At 70.9% G+C, this 15,693-nt stretch carries 14 protein-coding genes; 10 read left to right on the top strand and 4 right to left on the bottom strand.

Annotated features, from left to right (window positions below):
* Window positions 1-14: 14 nt before the first annotated feature.
* The 5 genes from I2W78_RS04145 to I2W78_RS04125 all read left to right on the top strand — a co-directional run bounded on the left by I2W78_RS04145 (window position 15) and on the right by I2W78_RS04125 (window position 7,490).
* Complete coding sequence (locus I2W78_RS04145) at window positions 15-779, top strand: DeoR/GlpR family DNA-binding transcription regulator (RefSeq protein WP_196464398.1); 765 nt, start codon at window positions 15-17, stop codon at window positions 777-779.
* Window positions 776-2,116 (top strand): 6-phospho-beta-glucosidase, encoded by a 1,341-nt coding sequence (locus tag I2W78_RS04140; protein WP_196457054.1) that lies wholly within the window; start codon window positions 776-778, stop codon window positions 2,114-2,116. Before I2W78_RS04145 ends, I2W78_RS04140 begins: the two co-directional genes overlap by 4 nt.
* Window positions 2,117-2,137: 21 nt before the next feature.
* A complete protein-coding gene (locus tag I2W78_RS04135; protein WP_196457052.1) occupies window positions 2,138-5,179 on the top strand; it encodes an alpha-mannosidase in 3,042 nt (1,013 codons plus the stop codon).
* 3 nt (window positions 5,180-5,182) lie between these two features.
* On the top strand, window positions 5,183-6,433 hold the full coding sequence (locus I2W78_RS04130; protein WP_196457050.1) for an alpha-L-fucosidase: 1,251 nt from the start codon (window positions 5,183-5,185) through the stop codon (window positions 6,431-6,433).
* A 340-nt stretch (window positions 6,434-6,773) separates the two neighbouring features.
* A complete protein-coding gene (locus tag I2W78_RS04125; protein WP_307783586.1) occupies window positions 6,774-7,490 on the top strand; it encodes a sulfotransferase family protein in 717 nt (238 codons plus the stop codon).
* A gap of 116 nt (window positions 7,491-7,606) precedes the next feature.
* On the opposite strand, the gene I2W78_RS04120 is transcribed toward I2W78_RS04125, so the two are convergent.
* On the bottom strand, window positions 7,607-8,731 hold the full coding sequence (locus tag I2W78_RS04120; RefSeq protein WP_196457048.1) for an ATP-grasp domain-containing protein: 1,125 nt from the start codon (window positions 8,729-8,731) through the stop codon (window positions 7,607-7,609).
* Between the two features lie 296 nt (window positions 8,732-9,027).
* Here I2W78_RS04120 and I2W78_RS04115 point away from each other — a divergent pair, with 296 nt between their 5' ends.
* Window positions 9,028-9,888: a metallophosphoesterase family protein gene (locus I2W78_RS04115; RefSeq protein ID WP_196457046.1), complete on the top strand. Its 861-nt coding sequence runs from the start codon at window positions 9,028-9,030 to the stop codon at window positions 9,886-9,888.
* Window positions 9,885-10,565, top strand: a complete 681-nt coding sequence (locus I2W78_RS04110; protein ID WP_196457044.1) for a 4'-phosphopantetheinyl transferase family protein — start codon at window positions 9,885-9,887, stop codon at window positions 10,563-10,565. Before I2W78_RS04115 ends, I2W78_RS04110 begins: the two co-directional genes overlap by 4 nt.
* Window positions 10,566-10,588: 23 nt before the next feature.
* Here the strand turns inward: I2W78_RS04110 and I2W78_RS04105 are convergent, their stop codons facing one another.
* The 3 genes from I2W78_RS04105 to I2W78_RS04095 all read right to left on the bottom strand — a co-directional run bounded on the left by I2W78_RS04105 (window position 10,589) and on the right by I2W78_RS04095 (window position 12,186).
* Window positions 10,589-10,825: a hypothetical protein gene (locus tag I2W78_RS04105; protein WP_196457042.1), complete on the bottom strand. Its 237-nt coding sequence runs from the start codon at window positions 10,823-10,825 to the stop codon at window positions 10,589-10,591.
* Between the two features lie 141 nt (window positions 10,826-10,966).
* Window positions 10,967-11,497 (bottom strand): toxin-antitoxin system, toxin component, encoded by a 531-nt coding sequence (locus I2W78_RS04100; protein ID WP_196464397.1) that lies wholly within the window; start codon window positions 11,495-11,497, stop codon window positions 10,967-10,969.
* Between the two features lie 32 nt (window positions 11,498-11,529).
* Window positions 11,530-12,186 (bottom strand): helix-turn-helix domain-containing protein, encoded by a 657-nt coding sequence (locus I2W78_RS04095; RefSeq protein ID WP_196457040.1) that lies wholly within the window; start codon window positions 12,184-12,186, stop codon window positions 11,530-11,532.
* Between the two features lie 238 nt (window positions 12,187-12,424).
* Between I2W78_RS04095 and I2W78_RS04090 the strand changes: the two genes are divergently transcribed.
* The 3 genes from I2W78_RS04090 to I2W78_RS04080 all read left to right on the top strand — a co-directional run bounded on the left by I2W78_RS04090 (window position 12,425) and on the right by I2W78_RS04080 (window position 15,687).
* Window positions 12,425-13,099: an MmyB family transcriptional regulator gene (locus I2W78_RS04090; protein ID WP_196457038.1), complete on the top strand. Its 675-nt coding sequence runs from the start codon at window positions 12,425-12,427 to the stop codon at window positions 13,097-13,099.
* A gap of 129 nt (window positions 13,100-13,228) precedes the next feature.
* The gene (locus I2W78_RS04085) at window positions 13,229-14,227 is read left to right on the top strand and encodes a LacI family DNA-binding transcriptional regulator (protein ID WP_196457036.1); all 999 of its coding nucleotides are present in this window, start codon (window positions 13,229-13,231) and stop codon (window positions 14,225-14,227) included.
* 110 nt (window positions 14,228-14,337) lie between these two features.
* Window positions 14,338-15,687 (top strand): ABC transporter substrate-binding protein, encoded by a 1,350-nt coding sequence (locus I2W78_RS04080; protein ID WP_196457034.1) that lies wholly within the window; start codon window positions 14,338-14,340, stop codon window positions 15,685-15,687.
* Window positions 15,688-15,693 lie beyond the last annotated feature (6 nt).

Here is a 15,693-nt window from a genome sequence, read left to right as displayed (position 1 = left end):
GTACTGTTCACGGCGTGCTGGCAGAACGACGACACCAACTCATCCTGCGCGCCCTGCGCTCCGGCGGCCCCGCCGCCGTGACCGACCTCTCCGAGCAACTCGGCGTGAGCCCCGCCACCATCCGCCGTGACCTGGTGAAACTGGAGGAGGACGGACTGCTCACCCGGGTGCACGGCGGCGCCGTGGCCGAGGAGGGCGACCAGCCCTTCGCCGAGGTTGCCGAGGTCCGCGTGCCCGAGAAGGACGCCATAGCCGCGCACGCGGCCGCGATGATCGAGGACGGTCAGTCGGTGCTGCTCGACATCGGCACCACCGCCTACCGGCTGGCCCGCCAGCTGCACGGCCGCCGGCTCACCGTGATCACCAGCAACCTGGTGGTCTACGAGGAACTCGCCGACGACGAGGGCATCGAACTGGTGCTGCTCGGCGGCATGGTCCGCCGCGAGTACCGCTCCCTGGTCGGGTTCCTCACCGAGGACAACCTGCGCCAGCTGCACGCCGACTGGCTCTTCCTCGGCACCAGCGGGGTGCGGCCGGGCGGGCAGGTGATGGACACGACCGTCGTCGAGGTGCCGGTCAAGCGGGCCATGATCAGGGCCGGTGAAAAGGTCGTACTGCTCGCGGACGCGGCGAAGTTCCCGGGTACGGGTATGGCGAAGGTCTGCGGTCCCGAGGACCTGGACGTGGTGGTGACGAACGCGCCGGTGAACGCGGCGACGCGGGCCTCCCTGGAGGAGGCCGGTGTCGAGGTGGTCGTGGCAGGAAAGGTACGAGCGTGAGGCTGACGATTCTGGGCGGCGGCGGATTCCGGGTGCCGCTCGTGTACGGGGCGCTCCTCGGGGACCACGCCGAGGGCCGGGTCACCCATGTCGTGCTGCACGACCTGGACCCCCGTCGTCTGGACGCGGTCACGCGAGTACTGGCGGAACAAGCCGCCGGTGTCCCCGACGCGCCCGAGGTCACCGCCACCACCGACCTCGACGAGGCCCTGCGCGGCGCCGACTTCGTCTTCTCCGCGATCCGCGTCGGCGGCCTGGAGGGCAGGGCGAACGACGAGCGGGTCGCGCTCGCCGAGGGCGTCCTCGGCCAGGAGACGGTCGGCGCGGGCGGCATCGCCTACGGCCTGCGCACGGTCCCGGTCGCCGTCGACATCGCCCGGCGCGTCGCCCGCCTCGCCCCCGACGCCTGGGTCATCAACTTCACCAACCCCGCCGGACTGGTCACCGAGGCCATGTCCCGCCACCTCGGCGACCGCGTCATCGGCATCTGCGACTCGCCGGTCGGCCTGGGCCGCCGTATCGCCCGCGTGCTCGGCGTGAAGAACCCGGCACAGGCGTGGATCGACTACGTCGGCCTCAACCACCTCGGCTGGGTGCGCGGCCTGCGCGTCGCCGGCCGCGACGAACTGCCACGCCTGCTCGCCGACCCCGAGCTGCTCGGCTCCTTCGAGGAGGGCAAGCTCTTCGGCGTCGACTGGCTGCGATCGCTGGGCGCGATCCCCAACGAGTACCTGCACTACTACTACTTCAACCGCGAGGCCGTCCGCGCCTACCAGGAGGCCGAGCGGACGCGCGGCGCCTTCCTCCGTGACCAACAGGCCCGTTTCTACGAGGAGATGCGCGACCCGGACGCCCCCGCGCTGCGGGCCTGGGACGCCACCCGCGCCGAACGCGAGGCCACCTACATGGCCGAGAACCGTGAGACCGCCGGCGCCGGCGAACGCGACGCCGACGACCTGTCCGGCGGCTACGAGAAGGTGGCGCTGGCGTTGATGCGGGCCATCGCCCGCGACGAGCGCACGACCCTGATCCTCAACGTCCGCAACCGCAGCACCCTGTCGGTCCTCGACTCCGACGCCGTCATCGAGGTCCCGTGCCTCGTCGACGCCAACGGCGCCCACCCGGTCGCCGTCGACCCGCTGCCCGGCCACGCCACCGGCCTGGTCTGCTCGGTCAAGGCCGTCGAGCGCGAGGTACTGTCCGCCGCCGAGTCCGGCTCCCGCAGGACGGCCGTGAAGGCCTTCGCGCTGCACCCGCTGGTCGACTCGGTCAACGTCGCCCGGCGGCTCGTCGACGGCTACACGGCCGTCCACCCCGGCCTCTCGTACCTCACGTAGCGCCCCGAGGAGGGCAGTTCCATGCACGACGAACGCCGCCGGATCGAGGAGCGCGTCGAGCGCGTCCACCACCAGCGCGTCAAGCCCGCGATCTACGCCGCCACCGTCCCGCTCACGGTCGAGTCCTGGCAGGCACCGGGCGAGCCGGTCCCGTTCGCCCAGGCCGCCGAGGCCCCGTACGAGCCGTTCGCCATGGACACCCCGTGGGGGCCGCCCTGGGGCACCACCTGGTTCCGCATGCGCGGACATGTCCCCGCCGGCTGGGCCGGCCGGCGCGTCGAGGCGGTCATCGACCTCGGCTTCGTCGGCGACTGGCCCGGCAACCAGGCCGAGGCCCTGGTCCACCGCGCCGACGGCACCCCGCTCAAGGCGGTCAACCCGCAGAACCAGTACGTCCCGATCGCCCACCCGGCCGCAGGCGGGGAGTCGGTCGACTACCTGGTCGAGGCGGCCTCGAACCCCGACATCCTGGCGAACGACTTCGCCGGGCCGACTCCCCTGGGAGACGTGCGCACCGCCGGGGACAAGCCCCTCTACACCTTCCGCCGCGCCGACCTCGCGATCCTCGACGAGGAGGTCTGGCACCTCTCCCTCGACCTTCAGGTGCTGCGTGAACTGATGCTGGAGCTGGGCGAGCACGACCCGCGCCGCCACGAGATCATGCACGCCCTGGACCGGGCGATGGACGCCCTGGACCTGGACGACATCTCCGGTACGGCGGCCGACGCCCGCACGGTCCTTTGCCCCGTCCTCGCCAAGCCCGCGCACGCCAGCGCGCACACCCTCTCCGCCGTCGGCCACGCGCACATCGACTCCGCGTGGCTGTGGCCGATCCGCGAGACCAAGCGGAAGACCTCCCGCACCTTCTCCAACGTCACGGCGCTCGCCGAGGAGTACGACGAGTTCGTCTTCGCCTGCTCGCAGGCCCAGCAGTACGAGTGGGTGCGCGACAACTACCCGCAGGTGTGGGAGCGGATCAAGAAGGCGGTCGCCGACGGCAGCTGGGCCCCGGTCGGCGGCATGTGGGTGGAGGCCGACGGCAACCTGCCCGGCGGTGAGGCCATGGCCCGCCAGCTGATCCACGGCAAGCGCTTCTTCATGGAGCACTTCGGCATCGAGACCAAGGGCGTGTGGCTGCCCGACTCCTTCGGCTACACCGCCGCCTACCCGCAACTCGCCAAGCTCGCGGGCAACGAGTGGTTCCTCACCCAGAAGATCTCCTGGAACCAGACCAACAAGTTCCCGCACCACACCTTCTGGTGGGAGGGCATCGACGGCACCCGCATCTTCACCCACTTCCCGCCCGTCGACACCTACAACGCCGAGTTCTCCGGCAAGGAGATGGCTCACGCCGTCCGCAACTACCAGGACAAGGGCCGCGGTACGACGTCCCTGGCGCCCTTCGGTCACGGCGACGGCGGCGGCGGTCCCACCCGCGAGATGCTGGAACGCGCCCGGCGCCTGGCCGACCTGGAAGGCTCGGCGAAGGTCCGGATCGAACACCCGGACGCCTTCTTCGCCGCCGCCCGCGCGGAGTACCCGGACGCCCCGGTCTGGGCCGGCGAGCTCTACCTGGAGCTGCACCGCGCCACGTACACCACCCAGGCCCGCACCAAGCAGGGCAACCGCCGCAGCGAACACCGGCTGCGCGAGGCGGAGTTGTGGGCGACCACGGCGGCCCTCCACGCGCCCGGCTACTCCTACCCGTACGAGCGGCTCGACCGGCTGTGGAAGACGGTCCTGCTCCACCAGTTCCACGACATCCTGCCGGGCTCGTCGATCGCCTGGGTGCACCGCGAGGCGGAGGCGGAGTACGCGCGGGTGGCGCGGGAGCTGGAGACGCTGACACGGGAGGCCGTCGCGGCCCTGGGCGCGGGGGAGGGGCGGGCGTTCAACACCAGTCCGTTCGAGCGGACCGAGGTGGTGCGCACGGCCGAGGGCGAGACCAGGTACGTGAGCGTCCCGGGGAGCGGCAGCGCGCCCCTCGTCGGGGTGGAACCCCCGCAGCCCGTGACCGTCACCGACCGCACCCTCGACAACGGCCTGGTCCGCGTCGAACTCGCCGACGACGGCACCCTCGCCTCCGTCCGCGACCTGCGCGCGGGCCGCGAGGTCCTCGCCGGACCGGGCAACCTGCTCCGCCTCCACACGGATCTGCCCAACTACTGGGACGCCTGGGACATCGACAAGCACTACAAGAACCGCTACACCGACCTGCTGGACGCCGAGTCCGTCACCGTCGTGGAGCAGGACCCCCTGCTGGGCGCCCTGAGGGTCGAACGCTCCTTCGGCCGGGGTTCGCGGATCACCCAGACGATCACCCTCCGCTCCGGCAGCCCCCGCATCGACATCGAGACCGAGATCGACTGGCACGAGGCCGAGAAGATCCTCAAGGCGGCCTTCCCGGTGGACCTGCGCGCACCCCACTCCTCCGCCGAGATCCAGTTCGGACACGTCCAGCGCCCCACGCACACCAACACCAGCTGGGAGTCGGCCCGCTTCGAGGTCTCCGGCCACCGCTGGGTGCACATCGGCGAACCCGGTTACGGCGTCGCGGTCCTCAACGACTCGACATACGGCCACGACGTCTCCCGCACGGTCCGCGAGGACGGCGGTACGACCACCACCGTCGCCCTCAGCCTGGTGCGCGCCCCGCGCGTCCCGGACCCGGAGGCGGACCAGGGCCGCCACCGCTTCACCTACGCGCTGCTGCCCGGAGCGACCGTCGAGGACGCCGTCGCCGAGGGCTACGCCCTCAACCTCCCGCTGCGCGTCGCGGACTCGGCGGGCGCCCCCGAGCCCGTCGTCTCCGTGGCCGGCGCGGGCGTGACCGTCGAGGCGGTGAAGCTCGCCGACGACCGGTCCGGCGACGTCGTCGTACGGCTCTACGAGTCCCGCGGCGGCCGCGCCACCGGCGTCCTGCGCCCCGGCTTCCCGCTCGCGGACGCTCAGGTCACCGACCTTCTGGAACGCCCGCTCGGGGAAGCGGACGTCGACGCCGGAGCCGTGCGCGTCGAGCTGCGGCCCTTCCAGATCCTGACCCTGCGCCTGCGGAGGAGCTGAACCGTGCCCATGCAGCAGTGGTTCACCGACGCCAAGCTGGGGATCTTCGTCCACTGGGGCATCTACGCCGTGGACGGCGTCCAGGAGTCCTGGTCGTTCTACGACGACATCGTGCCGTACGACCGGTACATGTCCCAGCTGGACCGCTTCACGGCGTCCCGCTACGACCCGCGCGCCTGGGCGAAGCTCTTCGCGAGCGCCGGTGCCCGGTACGCCGTACTGACCAGCCGCCACCACGACGGCGTCGCCCTGTGGGACACCGCCCACGGCGACCTGAACGTGGGCCGCGACCTGATCGCCGGATACGCCGACGCCCTGCGCGAGCAGGGCCTCAAGGTCGGCCTCTACTACTCGCACTCCGACTGGAGCCACCCCGACTACGCCTCCACGCGCAAGCCGGGCCGGCCACCGGAGCTGGAGGACAACCGCTACTCGGAATGCCCGGCCGAGGACGAGGACCTGGAGGCCTGGGAGCGCTTCCTCGCCTACCGCGACGGCCAGCTCCGCGAACTCACCTCGCGCTACCGGCCCGACCTGATGTGGTTCGACGGCGAGTGGGACCGCAGCGAGGAGCAGTGGCGCATCCGCGAGCTCGCCGCGCTGATCCGCTCCGAGGTGCCGGACGTCGTCTTCAACGCCCGCATGCTCAGCCAGGGCGACTACGCCACACCCGAACAGGGTGCCCCAGTGGTCCCGCCCGAGGGCCCCTGGGAGCTGTGCCTGACGATCAACGACTCGTGGGGGCACCAGCACCACGACCACCACCACAAGTCGGTCGCCCAGCTGGTCCGCTACTTCACCGAGACCGTCGGCGGCGGTGGCAACCTGCTGCTCGGCGTCGGCCCCCGCGAGGACGGCACCATCCCCGTCGAACAGGCCGAACGGCTGGAGGGGCTCGGCGCCTGGATCGGCAGGCACGCGGAGGCCGTGTACGGCACCGTGCGGGGCCTGCCCGCCGGGCATCACTACGGCCCGAGCACCCTCGCCCCGGACCGCCGCACGCTGTACCTGACCCTCTTCGACGCCCCGCGCGCCGAGATCAACGTGCGCGGCCTGCTCAGCCGGGTGCGTCGGGTGACGGTCCTCGGCGCCGGCACCGAGCTGTCCCACCACGTCACCGGCGGACTCCACGAGACACCGGGCGTGCTCTGGATCGAGCCGCCTACCCAGGCCGACCTCGACCCGCACGCCACCGTGCTCGCCGTCGAACTGGACGGCGAACTGGAGCTGTACCGCGGACAGGGCCGGTTCTGACCCCGATCGCCGAGCAGGTTGACAGGAACTCGTAGGAAGTTTTAAGGAAGTGGAAAAGCGCCAGGTCACGGGCGGAAAACGGCCAACCGTGGCCCCGGCTCTTTGCCCTTTGGACACCTGGAGTTCGCCTAATGCCCGTGACATTCGGAGCCCAGGCGCAAGAGAGAGGTGTCACGGTGCGAGACCCGCGTATGTCTTCGATCGGCAAGGGGCTGAGGCGTCGAGGGAGGCTGATGATCCAGGCGGTGAGCCCACCGCGCCGGACCCTGAGCGCCATACCCTCGCCGCGGACCGCCGGGCAGGACAAGTCGTCGTACATCGCCCCGCGCGCCCCCGACTGGTGGACTCGCCGGTCTTCGTGCTCTCCTCGGTGCGCTCCGGCTCGACCCTCCTGCGGGTCCTGCTCAACAGCCACAGCCGCGTCCGCGCCCCGCACGAGATGCACCTGCGCACGGTCCACGTGCAGCTCACCCGCGACTTCACCGCGGCCGCCATGCGGGAACTCCAGCTCGACAAGCAGGAGCTGGAGCACGTCCTGTGGGACCGCATCCTGCACCTGGAGCTGACCCGCAGCGGCAAGGACGTCATCGTCGACAAGACGCCGCCCAACACCCTCATCTGGCCCCGGCTGCAGCGATGTTGGCCGAACGCCCGCTACATACTCCTGCTCCGCCACCCGGGCGCGATCATCGCCTCCCTGACCGACCGCCGCCAGGATCCCGACCTTGAGGCCATCCACGACGAGGTGCTCGGGTACGCCGAGAAGCTGGAGGAGGCGCGCCGGCACCTCGACGGCGCGCACGTGATCACGTACGAGGAACTCACCGCCGAGCCGGAGAAGACGACGCGCGGCGTGTGCGAGTACCTCGGCGTCGAGTGGGAGAGCGGCATGCTCGACTACGGCAACCGCGACCACGGCACGTTCCGCCCCCAGCTCGGCGACTGGAGCAACACCATCAAGTCGGGCCGCATCCAGCCCGCCCGAACAGCCGACCCGACGTCCGAACTCCCCCCGCGCTTGGCGGAGTTGGCAAAGGCGTGGGGCTACCCGACCTAGCCACTCAAGGGACCGAAGCCGGGACGCCGGGTCATCAGGGGCGCGGGGCTGTGTAAATGTGCGGCTCCGCCGCGTGGGCGCGACCAGCTCCCGCAAACCCGCACCCGGCACCCACCCTAAAGCGGCAGCACCTCCGCCGCAGACTGCACCGGCGCCGACTCCGCAACGGCCGTCGGCAACACCGCAGCCTCCGCCTCCACCCGCTGCGCGGGAACGGACACCGCCCGCACCGGCCGCGGAGCAGCCACAACCGTGTAGTCCTGTCCGAGAAACGGCGGCTCGATCACCCCAGGATCATCGCCGAGCGCCAACCGCACCGCAGCCCACGGCGCGTTCACCCCGCACAGCGACAGCTGATGCAACCCACCGGCCGGACGCGCGTTGACATCCATCAGGACCGGCCGCTCACCGAACATCCGGAACTGGATGTTGGACAGATAGTGCAGCCCGAACCCCTCCGCGATCCGCCGCGCCGGCTCCACGACCTGCTCGTGCAGCGTGAACCCGCGCCGACGCCCGCTCTTCGTCCGCCCGACGGCCAGCCGGACCACGTTGTCGCGCCCGGTGAGGCAGTCGACGGACACCTCCGGCTGCTCCAGCCGCGGCATCACCAGCCAGTCCACCGGCTCCTCGGTCTGCCGCAGCGCCTCGAGCACCAGGTCGAGCTGCACATACGGCGTCGGGAACCCGTTGAGGTGCAGCATCGAGAAAGGGGCGCGCGTGATCACGCGGAAGCCCACCCCGCCCGCACCGGACGCCGGCTTGAAGCAGGCCTTGTGCCCGCCCGCCTCCAACTCCTCGACGGCCGCCAGGAGTTCGTCCGCGCCGCGCACCCGCCACCACGGCGGCACGGGCACGCCGATCGCCTGCACCGCCTCGTAGGCGATCACCTTGTCCTGGAAGACGGCCACGGCCTCCGGCGGCGGCGCCAGCAGCGCCGTACCCACCGCCTCGAACTCGGCGCGGTGCGCCACGATCGCCGCCTGGTGCAGACGCGGCACGAACACGTCGATCGAACGCCTGGCGCACACGTTCAGGGCGAACTCGACGTACGCGGCGGGGGACAGGCCCTCGGGCTCCAGGTCGGCTGTGTCGGCGGCGGCGAGGACGGGCGAGTCGGGGTCGCCGTGGGTGGCATGGATCTCGACGGCCCGGTCGCTGGGATTTCTCCGCAGCTGATCCATGAAGAACACGTTCTCCGCGTACGTGCGGTTGAGCCAGACGCGTACGCGAGAGACCATGCAGGCCGCCTTTCACGGTTCGCGGGCACGGCGGAGCGGGGCCGGCCCGGCCTGGGGGTGGATGAGGGGACACCAAACCGCCCCTGAGTGAAGGGAGGTTCGAGGCGGTGGTGTTGGGGCGATCATACGGCTTCACGAGCCCGCCGCGTGCAACATGCGGGTTACGGAATTTCCGATCACACCCACCCCTGGCGGGGGTTCCTGATATCCCCCCACTACACTCCGGTCGTCCTTGCCGACCATGGTGCGCATGTGCTCTCGTGGTCACGACCATGTGATCGTGGAAGGGGCTACAGGTGACATCGACGGCCGGTGGTGCCGGACAGCTGCTGGCCATCAGTGACCTGCACATCGGGTACGCGGAGAACCGCGAGCTGGTCGAGAGGATGCGCCCCGGGACCGATGACGACTGGCTGCTGGTGGCCGGGGACGTGGCGGAGAGCGTGGCCAGTGTGCGCTGGGCGCTCGAAACCCTCGCGGGCCGCTTCCGCAAGGTGATCTGGGCCCCCGGCAACCACGAGCTGTGGACCCACCCGTCCGACTCCGTCACCCTGCGTGGCGTCGCCCGCTACGAGCACCTGGTCGAGATGTGCCGTGAGCTGGGCGTGACGACACCCGAGGACCCGTACCCGGTGTGGGAGGGCCCCGGCGGCCCGGTGGCCGTGGCCCCGCTGTTCCTGCTGTACGACTACTCCTTCCTGCCGGCCGGCTGTACGACCAAGGACGAGGGACTGGCGTACGCGCACTCGACCGGGATCGTGTGCAGCGACGAGGCCCTGCTGCACCCCGACCCCTATCCCACGCGCGAGGCCTGGTGCCGGGCGCGGGTCGCGGAGACCGAGCGGCGGCTCGCCGAGATCCCGGAGGACCTGCCGACCGTGCTGGTCAACCACTACCCGCTGGACCGTCACCCGACCGAGGTCCTGTGGTACCCGGAGTTCGCCATGTGGTGCGGTACGCGGCTGACGGCCGACTGGCACCGCCGGTTCCGGGTCGAGACGATGGTGTACGGCCATCTGCACATCCCGCGGACCACCTGGCACGAGGGCGTCCGCTTCGAGGAGGTGTCGGTGGGCTATCCGCGTGAGTGGCGCAAGCGCAAGGAGCCGCCGGGCCGGCTGCGCCGCATTCTGCCGAGGGAGGACGCGACGCCGTGATCGAGGAACTGCTGCCCGACTCGGTGGTGTCCGTGGAGGTGCACGGCGACGACGGCACCGAGCCCGCGCCGCTGTACCCGCAGGAGGAGGCGGTCGTCGCCCGGGCGGTCGCCAAACGGCGGCGCGAGTTCGCCCTCGTACGCGCCTGTGCCCGCCGTGCCATGGAGAAGCTCGGCGTGCCCCCGCAGGCCGTCCTGCCCGGCGAGCGCGGCGCACCCGGCTGGCCGGCCGGGCTGGTCGGCAGCATGACCCACTGCGAGGGCTACGCCGCCGCCGCGCTGGTCCGCGCCACCGACCTGGCGTCCCTCGGCATCGACGCCGAACCGCACGCGCCGCTTCCGGAGGGCGTGCTGGAGGCCGTGGCCCTGCCGAGCGAGCAGGACCGGTTGCGTCGGCTGACCGCCCGCCATCCGGGCGTCCACTGGGAGCGCCTGCTGTTCAGCGCCAAGGAGTCCGTCTACAAGGCGTGGTTCCCGCTCACCCGGAAGTGGCTGGACTTCTCCGAGGCCGACATAGAGTTCGTCGTCGGCCCCGACGGGGCGCCGCACGGCCGTTTCCACGCCGAGCTTCTCGTCCCCGGTCCCCTGGTCGGCGGCCGCCGCATCGGCTCCTTCGACGGCCGCTGGACGGTCCAGCGGGGGCTGGTGGCGACGTCGGTGACGGTGCCGCACGCCTGACGGCGTGCGGCCGTCGTCCGCCCTCAGTACTCCGGGCACCAGCTCTGCAGCAGGCGGAAGAACTCCTCCTCATTGCCCGTCAGACCCGCTTCCGCCAAGGCCTGTTCCGCCTCGGCGAGGACGGCGGGCGGGACGACGGGTGGTCGACATGCGTCCGGCGGGCCGGCCGCGGTGTCGAACGCCGCTCGTACGGTGTGCAGCAGGCGCAGATAGGCCTGCACGGCGGTGCGTTCCCGGTCGGTCAGTACGGCAGTGGGCATCGGTCGGCTCTCCCGGCCTCGTCGTCGCAACACGCGCCCGGACGGCACGTACGCCCCCACATTCGACGGCGCACTCCCAGCTTGCCGTCCACCACTGACAATCCGCCTCGACCGCGACCCGGTTCGCCCGCTCAGCGCAACCTAGTGCTGCGGCCCGACGTAGCCCAACGACGCCTCGATCCGCCCCGCCAGATGATCGCGCTGCACCGGCCCTCGAAGCGCCGAACCGGCGAGCCAGGTACGGCACTTGCTGGCGAGCAGCAGTCCGAAGCGCTCCGCCTCCTTCTCGTCGGCGAGGTCGAAGCGGGTGCGGGCGGCGACCTTCAGGACGGTCGCCTGGAGGTCGGCGTTGTCGTCGAGTAAGCGGGCCGCGACGGCGGCGCCCTCGACGTGATGGCTGCAGTGCCCGGCCTTCATGTGCCACAACTCGTGCCCCAGGATCACCAACTGGTGGTCGGGGGCGGTGCGTTCCTCGATGACCACGAGGTCCTGGTCGGCCATGTCCAGCCACAGCCCGCTGGCCGTGCCGACCGGGAAGGCGGCCGTACGGAAGTGGACGGGGCGGCCACGGCGTCTACTCATCGCGTCGCACAGCGCGGCGTACAGGTCGGCGGGCCGCGCCGGCGCGGGCAGGGTCAGCTCCGCGACCAGTTCGCCGCACAGACGGCGCATTTCCTTACCGATGCCCACAGTTCTCTCCCGGATCACGACTCGGGCCGCTTGACGCTCTCCAGGAGCATGTCCAGCCACTCGGCGACCTTGTCGCGGTGCTGGTCGGTGGGAAGTTGGGCGGCCCGCCAGGCGATCCCGCGCACGCCGTGGTCCTGGAGCAGCCGCTCCAGCGGGTCGTCGGCCGCGGCGGCCGCCTCCCGCTCCCGGTCGGCGAGCTTCTGCAGCAGTTCCTGCTCGGTGCGCTGGAGCGTGTCCGCGAGCGCCTCGGGGTCCTCGGCCGTGAGGAAGCCGGCGCGCACCCGGAAGAAACGCTGGATGGCGTCGCAGTGCTCCATGGTGGGCCGCCGGTCGCCGTTGATGAGGGCGCCCGCCTGTTGCCGCGACATCCCGGCGCCGTCGGCGATCTCCTGCTGGGTGTACTTGCGTCCGGTGGGTTTCAGCCGGGTGCGGCGCAGCAGGTCAAGGCGTTGCAGAAACCGTGCCTGCACATCGGGCTCGCCCGCCGGGCGGCCGCGCAGCAGGTCCCTGACCACAGGCTCGGGAACACCGCAGGCCACCGAGAGCCGGGCGGTGTCGAAGACCTCCGCGTGCGGCACGCCGAGCCGGTCGGCGAGCGCGGTGACGCGGGCGATCACGGCCGGCAGGGTGGCCGTCGCCGCGGCGCCGGGAACCTCGTAGCCATCCGTCACCGACAGGTCTCCTACGTCTCTCACGTACTTCTCGTCTCACGTACTTCTCGCGAGTGGTTGCCGTGAACTTCCCGGAGAGTAGCGGGTGCTTCGAACTCACATCCAGGTCTCGCCACAACTGTGGCCAATTTCAGCCGTCAACGGGCATGAAATGCCACGATAGTTGACACAGCAAGCTTCGGGGCAGCAGGATCAAGGCGCCGCGTGAAGGCCCATAGGCAAGAGGGGTGACCTCCCGATGGCACAGCAGGCAGGAGGGCAGCGGTCCGCGTTGCGGTCCGTCCCCGAGGATCCCGAGGCCCGGTCGTATCTCCAGGACTACGCCACCTTCATGGAGGCCGTGCCCTTTCCGTCCCTCGTCGTCGACCACCGCTGGGACGTCGTCCTGGCCAACAGCGCGTTCGCGTCGCTCTTCCGCGGGATCGCGCCGCACCCGACGGCCATGCCGGGTGACAACTTCCTGAGGTTCGTACTGTTCCACCCGGACGCCTCCAGTGTGCTCGGCGAGCACGAGTCGCGCTGGTGCCTGCCGATGCTGGCGCACTTCGCCGCCGCTCTGGAGCTGCACGGCCACGACCACGCCTTGCAGGCCATCCGCCGGGAGATCGCGCAGGACCCCATCATGGAGGCCGCCTACCGGCACGGGCTGCCGCACTGGGTGCGCGCGGTCGGCGAGGCGGCCGTCGAGCACGACGGGGCGGTCCGTCCGCTGCTGCACCCCGACCCGCGCTGGGGCGCCACCGACTGCCGGATCGTCGCCGAGACCCCGAAGACCATGCAGGACATGGGCTGCACCCGGCTCACGATGGTGCTGCGCGAGCCGCGCCGGCCCACGCCCGCCCCGCGCCGCCGGTCCCGCGACCGCCGTACCGCGAGCCATCTCACGGTGGTGCCCACCACCCCCGAGGCCTGACCGGGCACCGTCGGCGTTCAGGTCGCCGACGGCGCCACGGTCGGGCCGGGGGTCGCCCACGCCGAGCAGGGGTCGACGTCACGTCCTTGAACGCAAGCGACTTGCGTCGCTTGCGCTACTCTTGCGCGCATGACACGACGACTTGCGGAAGTGGCGAAGAAGGTCGGGGTCAGTGAGGCCACGGTCAGCCGGGTGCTGAACGGCAAGCCCGGGGTCTCCCAAGCCACCCGGCAGGCCGTGCTGTCCGCGCTCGACGTGCTCGGCTACGAGCGCCCCACCCAGCTGCGCGGCGAACGCGCCCGCCTGGTCGGCCTGGTCCTGCCCGAGCTGCAGAACCCCATCTTCCCGGCGTTCGCCGAGGTCATCGGCGGCGCGCTCGCCCAGCTCGGGCTGACCCCGGTGCTGTGCACGCAGACCAAGGGCGGTGTCTCCGAGGCCGACTACGTGGCCCTGCTGCTGCAACAGCAGGTCTCCGGCGTCGTCTTCGCCGGCGGTCTGTACGCCCAGGCCGACGCCCCGCACGACCACTACCGGCTGCTCGCCGAGCGCAACATCCCGGTCGTGCTGGTCAACGCCGCCATCGAGCACCTCGGCTTCCCCGGCGTCTCCTGCGACGACGCGGTCGCCGTGGAGCAGGCCTGGCGGCATCTGGCCTCCCTCGGCCACGAGCGGATCGGTCTGGTCCTCGGTCCCGGCGACCACATGCCGTCGGCGCGCAAGCTGGCCGCCGCCCGGGCGGTCGCCGGGGACCTGCCCGACGAGCACGTGGCGCGGGCCATCTTCTCCATCGAGGGCGGCCACGCCGCCGCCTCCCGACTGATCGACCGCGGCGTCACCGGCTTCATCTGCGCCAGCGACCCCCTCGCGCTCGGCGTCGTACGCGCCGCCCGCCGCAAGGGACTCGACGTACCGTCACGGATCTCCGTCGTCGGCTACGACGACTCCGCGCTGATGAACTGCACCGAGCCCCCGCTGACCACCGTCCGCCAGCCCATCGAGTCCATGGGCCGGGCGGTCGTGGAACTGCTGAACGCGCAGATCGGCGGCAGTGCCGTGGCGGCCGAGGAGCTGCTGTTCGAGCCGGAGTTGGTGGTGCGGGGATCCACCGCGCAGGCACCTCGCCGCTGAGATCCACTGTTCTGTCGAATAATTTCAAATTCTGCGCGACATCTTGCGGCGCGATGTCGTCGGTGCTTGAGTGTGCGGCGCCCACCGCTCCTGCCCAAAGGGGTCCACCGATGAGAAGCACCGGGTTCCGCCGCACCCTCCTGACGCTCGTGGCGTGTTCCTCCCTCGCCCTGACCGCCTGCGGATCGAACGACGAGGACGACTCGGCGAGCGGGAAGACCCGCATCACCGTCAACTGCATGCCGCCCAAGAGCGCCAAGGTCGACCGGCAGTTCTTCGAGGAGGACATCGCCTCCTTCGAGAAGGCCAACCCGGACATCGACGTCGTCCCGCACGACGCGTTCCCCTGCCAGGACCCCAAGACGTTCGACGCCAAGCTCGCCGGCGGGCAGATGGAGGACGTGTTCTACACGTACTTCACCGACGCCAAGCACGTCGTGGACATCAACCAGGCGGCCGATCTCACGTCGTACGTCAAGGAGTTGAAGAGCTACGAGACCATCCAGCAGCAGCTGCGCGACATCTACACCGTCGACGGCAAGGTCTACGGCATCCCGCGCACCGGCTACTCGATGGGCCTGATCTACAACCGCGAACTCTTCGAGAAGGCCGGCCTCGACCCCGACCAGCCGCCGACGACCTGGGACGAGGTGCGGGAAGCCGCCAAGAAGATCGCCGCTCTCGGCAACGGCACCGTCGGCTACGCCGACTACAGCGCCCAGAACCAGGGCGGCTGGCACTTCACCGCCGAGCTGTACTCCCAGGGCGGAGACGTCGTCAGCGCCGACGGCAAGAAGGCCACCGTCGACACCCCCGAGGGGCGGGCCGTCCTGCAGACCCTGCACGACATGCGGTGGACGGACGACTCGATGGGCAGCAAGCAACTGCTCGTCATCAACGACGCCCAGCAGATGATGGGCTCCGGCAAGCTCGGCATGTACCTCGCCGCCCCCGACAACATCCCCATCCTGGTCAAGGAGAAGGGCGCCGAGTACGCGGACATCGCCATCGCGCCCATGCCCGGCGGCAAGGCCACCCTCATCGGCGGCGACGGCTACATGTTCAACAAGAAGGCGAGCCCCGAGCAGATCCGGGCCGGCCTGAAGTGGCTCGACCACATGTTCCTCACCCCCGGCGACGGCTTCCTCGGCGACTACGTCCGCGCCAAGAAGAACGACGCGCCGGTCGGCCTGCCCGAACCGCGCCTGTTCAGCGGCGCAGCCGACGACAAGGACCAGCAGGTCAAGGAGGCCAACGCCAACGTGCCGGTGGAGAACTACCAGGCGTTCCTCGACGGCAACCAGAGCCTGGAGATGAAGATCGAGCCGCCGAACGCCCAGCAGATCTACTCCGTCCTCGACGGTGTGGTCTCGGCCGTCCTCACCAAGGAGGACGCCGACATCGACCAGCTCCTCAAGGACGCCTCCGGCAAGATCGACGGCATCCTGGCCCGGGGCTGACCCGCG

It is taken from the genome of Streptomyces spinoverrucosus (assembly GCF_015712165.1).
Taxonomy (GTDB): Bacteria; Actinomycetota; Actinomycetes; order Streptomycetales; family Streptomycetaceae; genus Streptomyces; species Streptomyces spinoverrucosus_A.
Note: the sequence above shows the minus strand (reverse complement) of the source record. Positions and strands in the feature narration are given on the sequence as shown.

What these genes read in the sequence shown, in the direction of transcription:
- I2W78_RS04135 (WP_196457052.1), top strand. Translation starts at nt 2,138, where the DNA reads ATGCACGACGAACGCCGCCGGATCGAGGAGCGCGTCGAGCGCGTCCAC.
- I2W78_RS04120 (WP_196457048.1), bottom strand. Translation starts at nt 8,731, where the DNA reads ATGGTCTCTCGCGTACGCGTCTGGCTCAACCGCACGTACGCGGAGAAC.
- I2W78_RS04105 (WP_196457042.1), bottom strand. Translation starts at nt 10,825, where the DNA reads ATGCCCACTGCCGTACTGACCGACCGGGAACGCACCGCCGTGCAGGCC.
- I2W78_RS04100 (WP_196464397.1), bottom strand. Translation starts at nt 11,497, where the DNA reads ATGCGCCGTCTGTGCGGCGAACTGGTCGCGGAGCTGACCCTGCCCGCG.
- I2W78_RS04090 (WP_196457038.1), top strand. Translation starts at nt 12,425, where the DNA reads ATGGCACAGCAGGCAGGAGGGCAGCGGTCCGCGTTGCGGTCCGTCCCC.
- I2W78_RS04085 (WP_196457036.1), top strand. Translation starts at nt 13,229, where the DNA reads ATGACACGACGACTTGCGGAAGTGGCGAAGAAGGTCGGGGTCAGTGAG.
- I2W78_RS04080 (WP_196457034.1), top strand. Translation starts at nt 14,338, where the DNA reads ATGAGAAGCACCGGGTTCCGCCGCACCCTCCTGACGCTCGTGGCGTGT.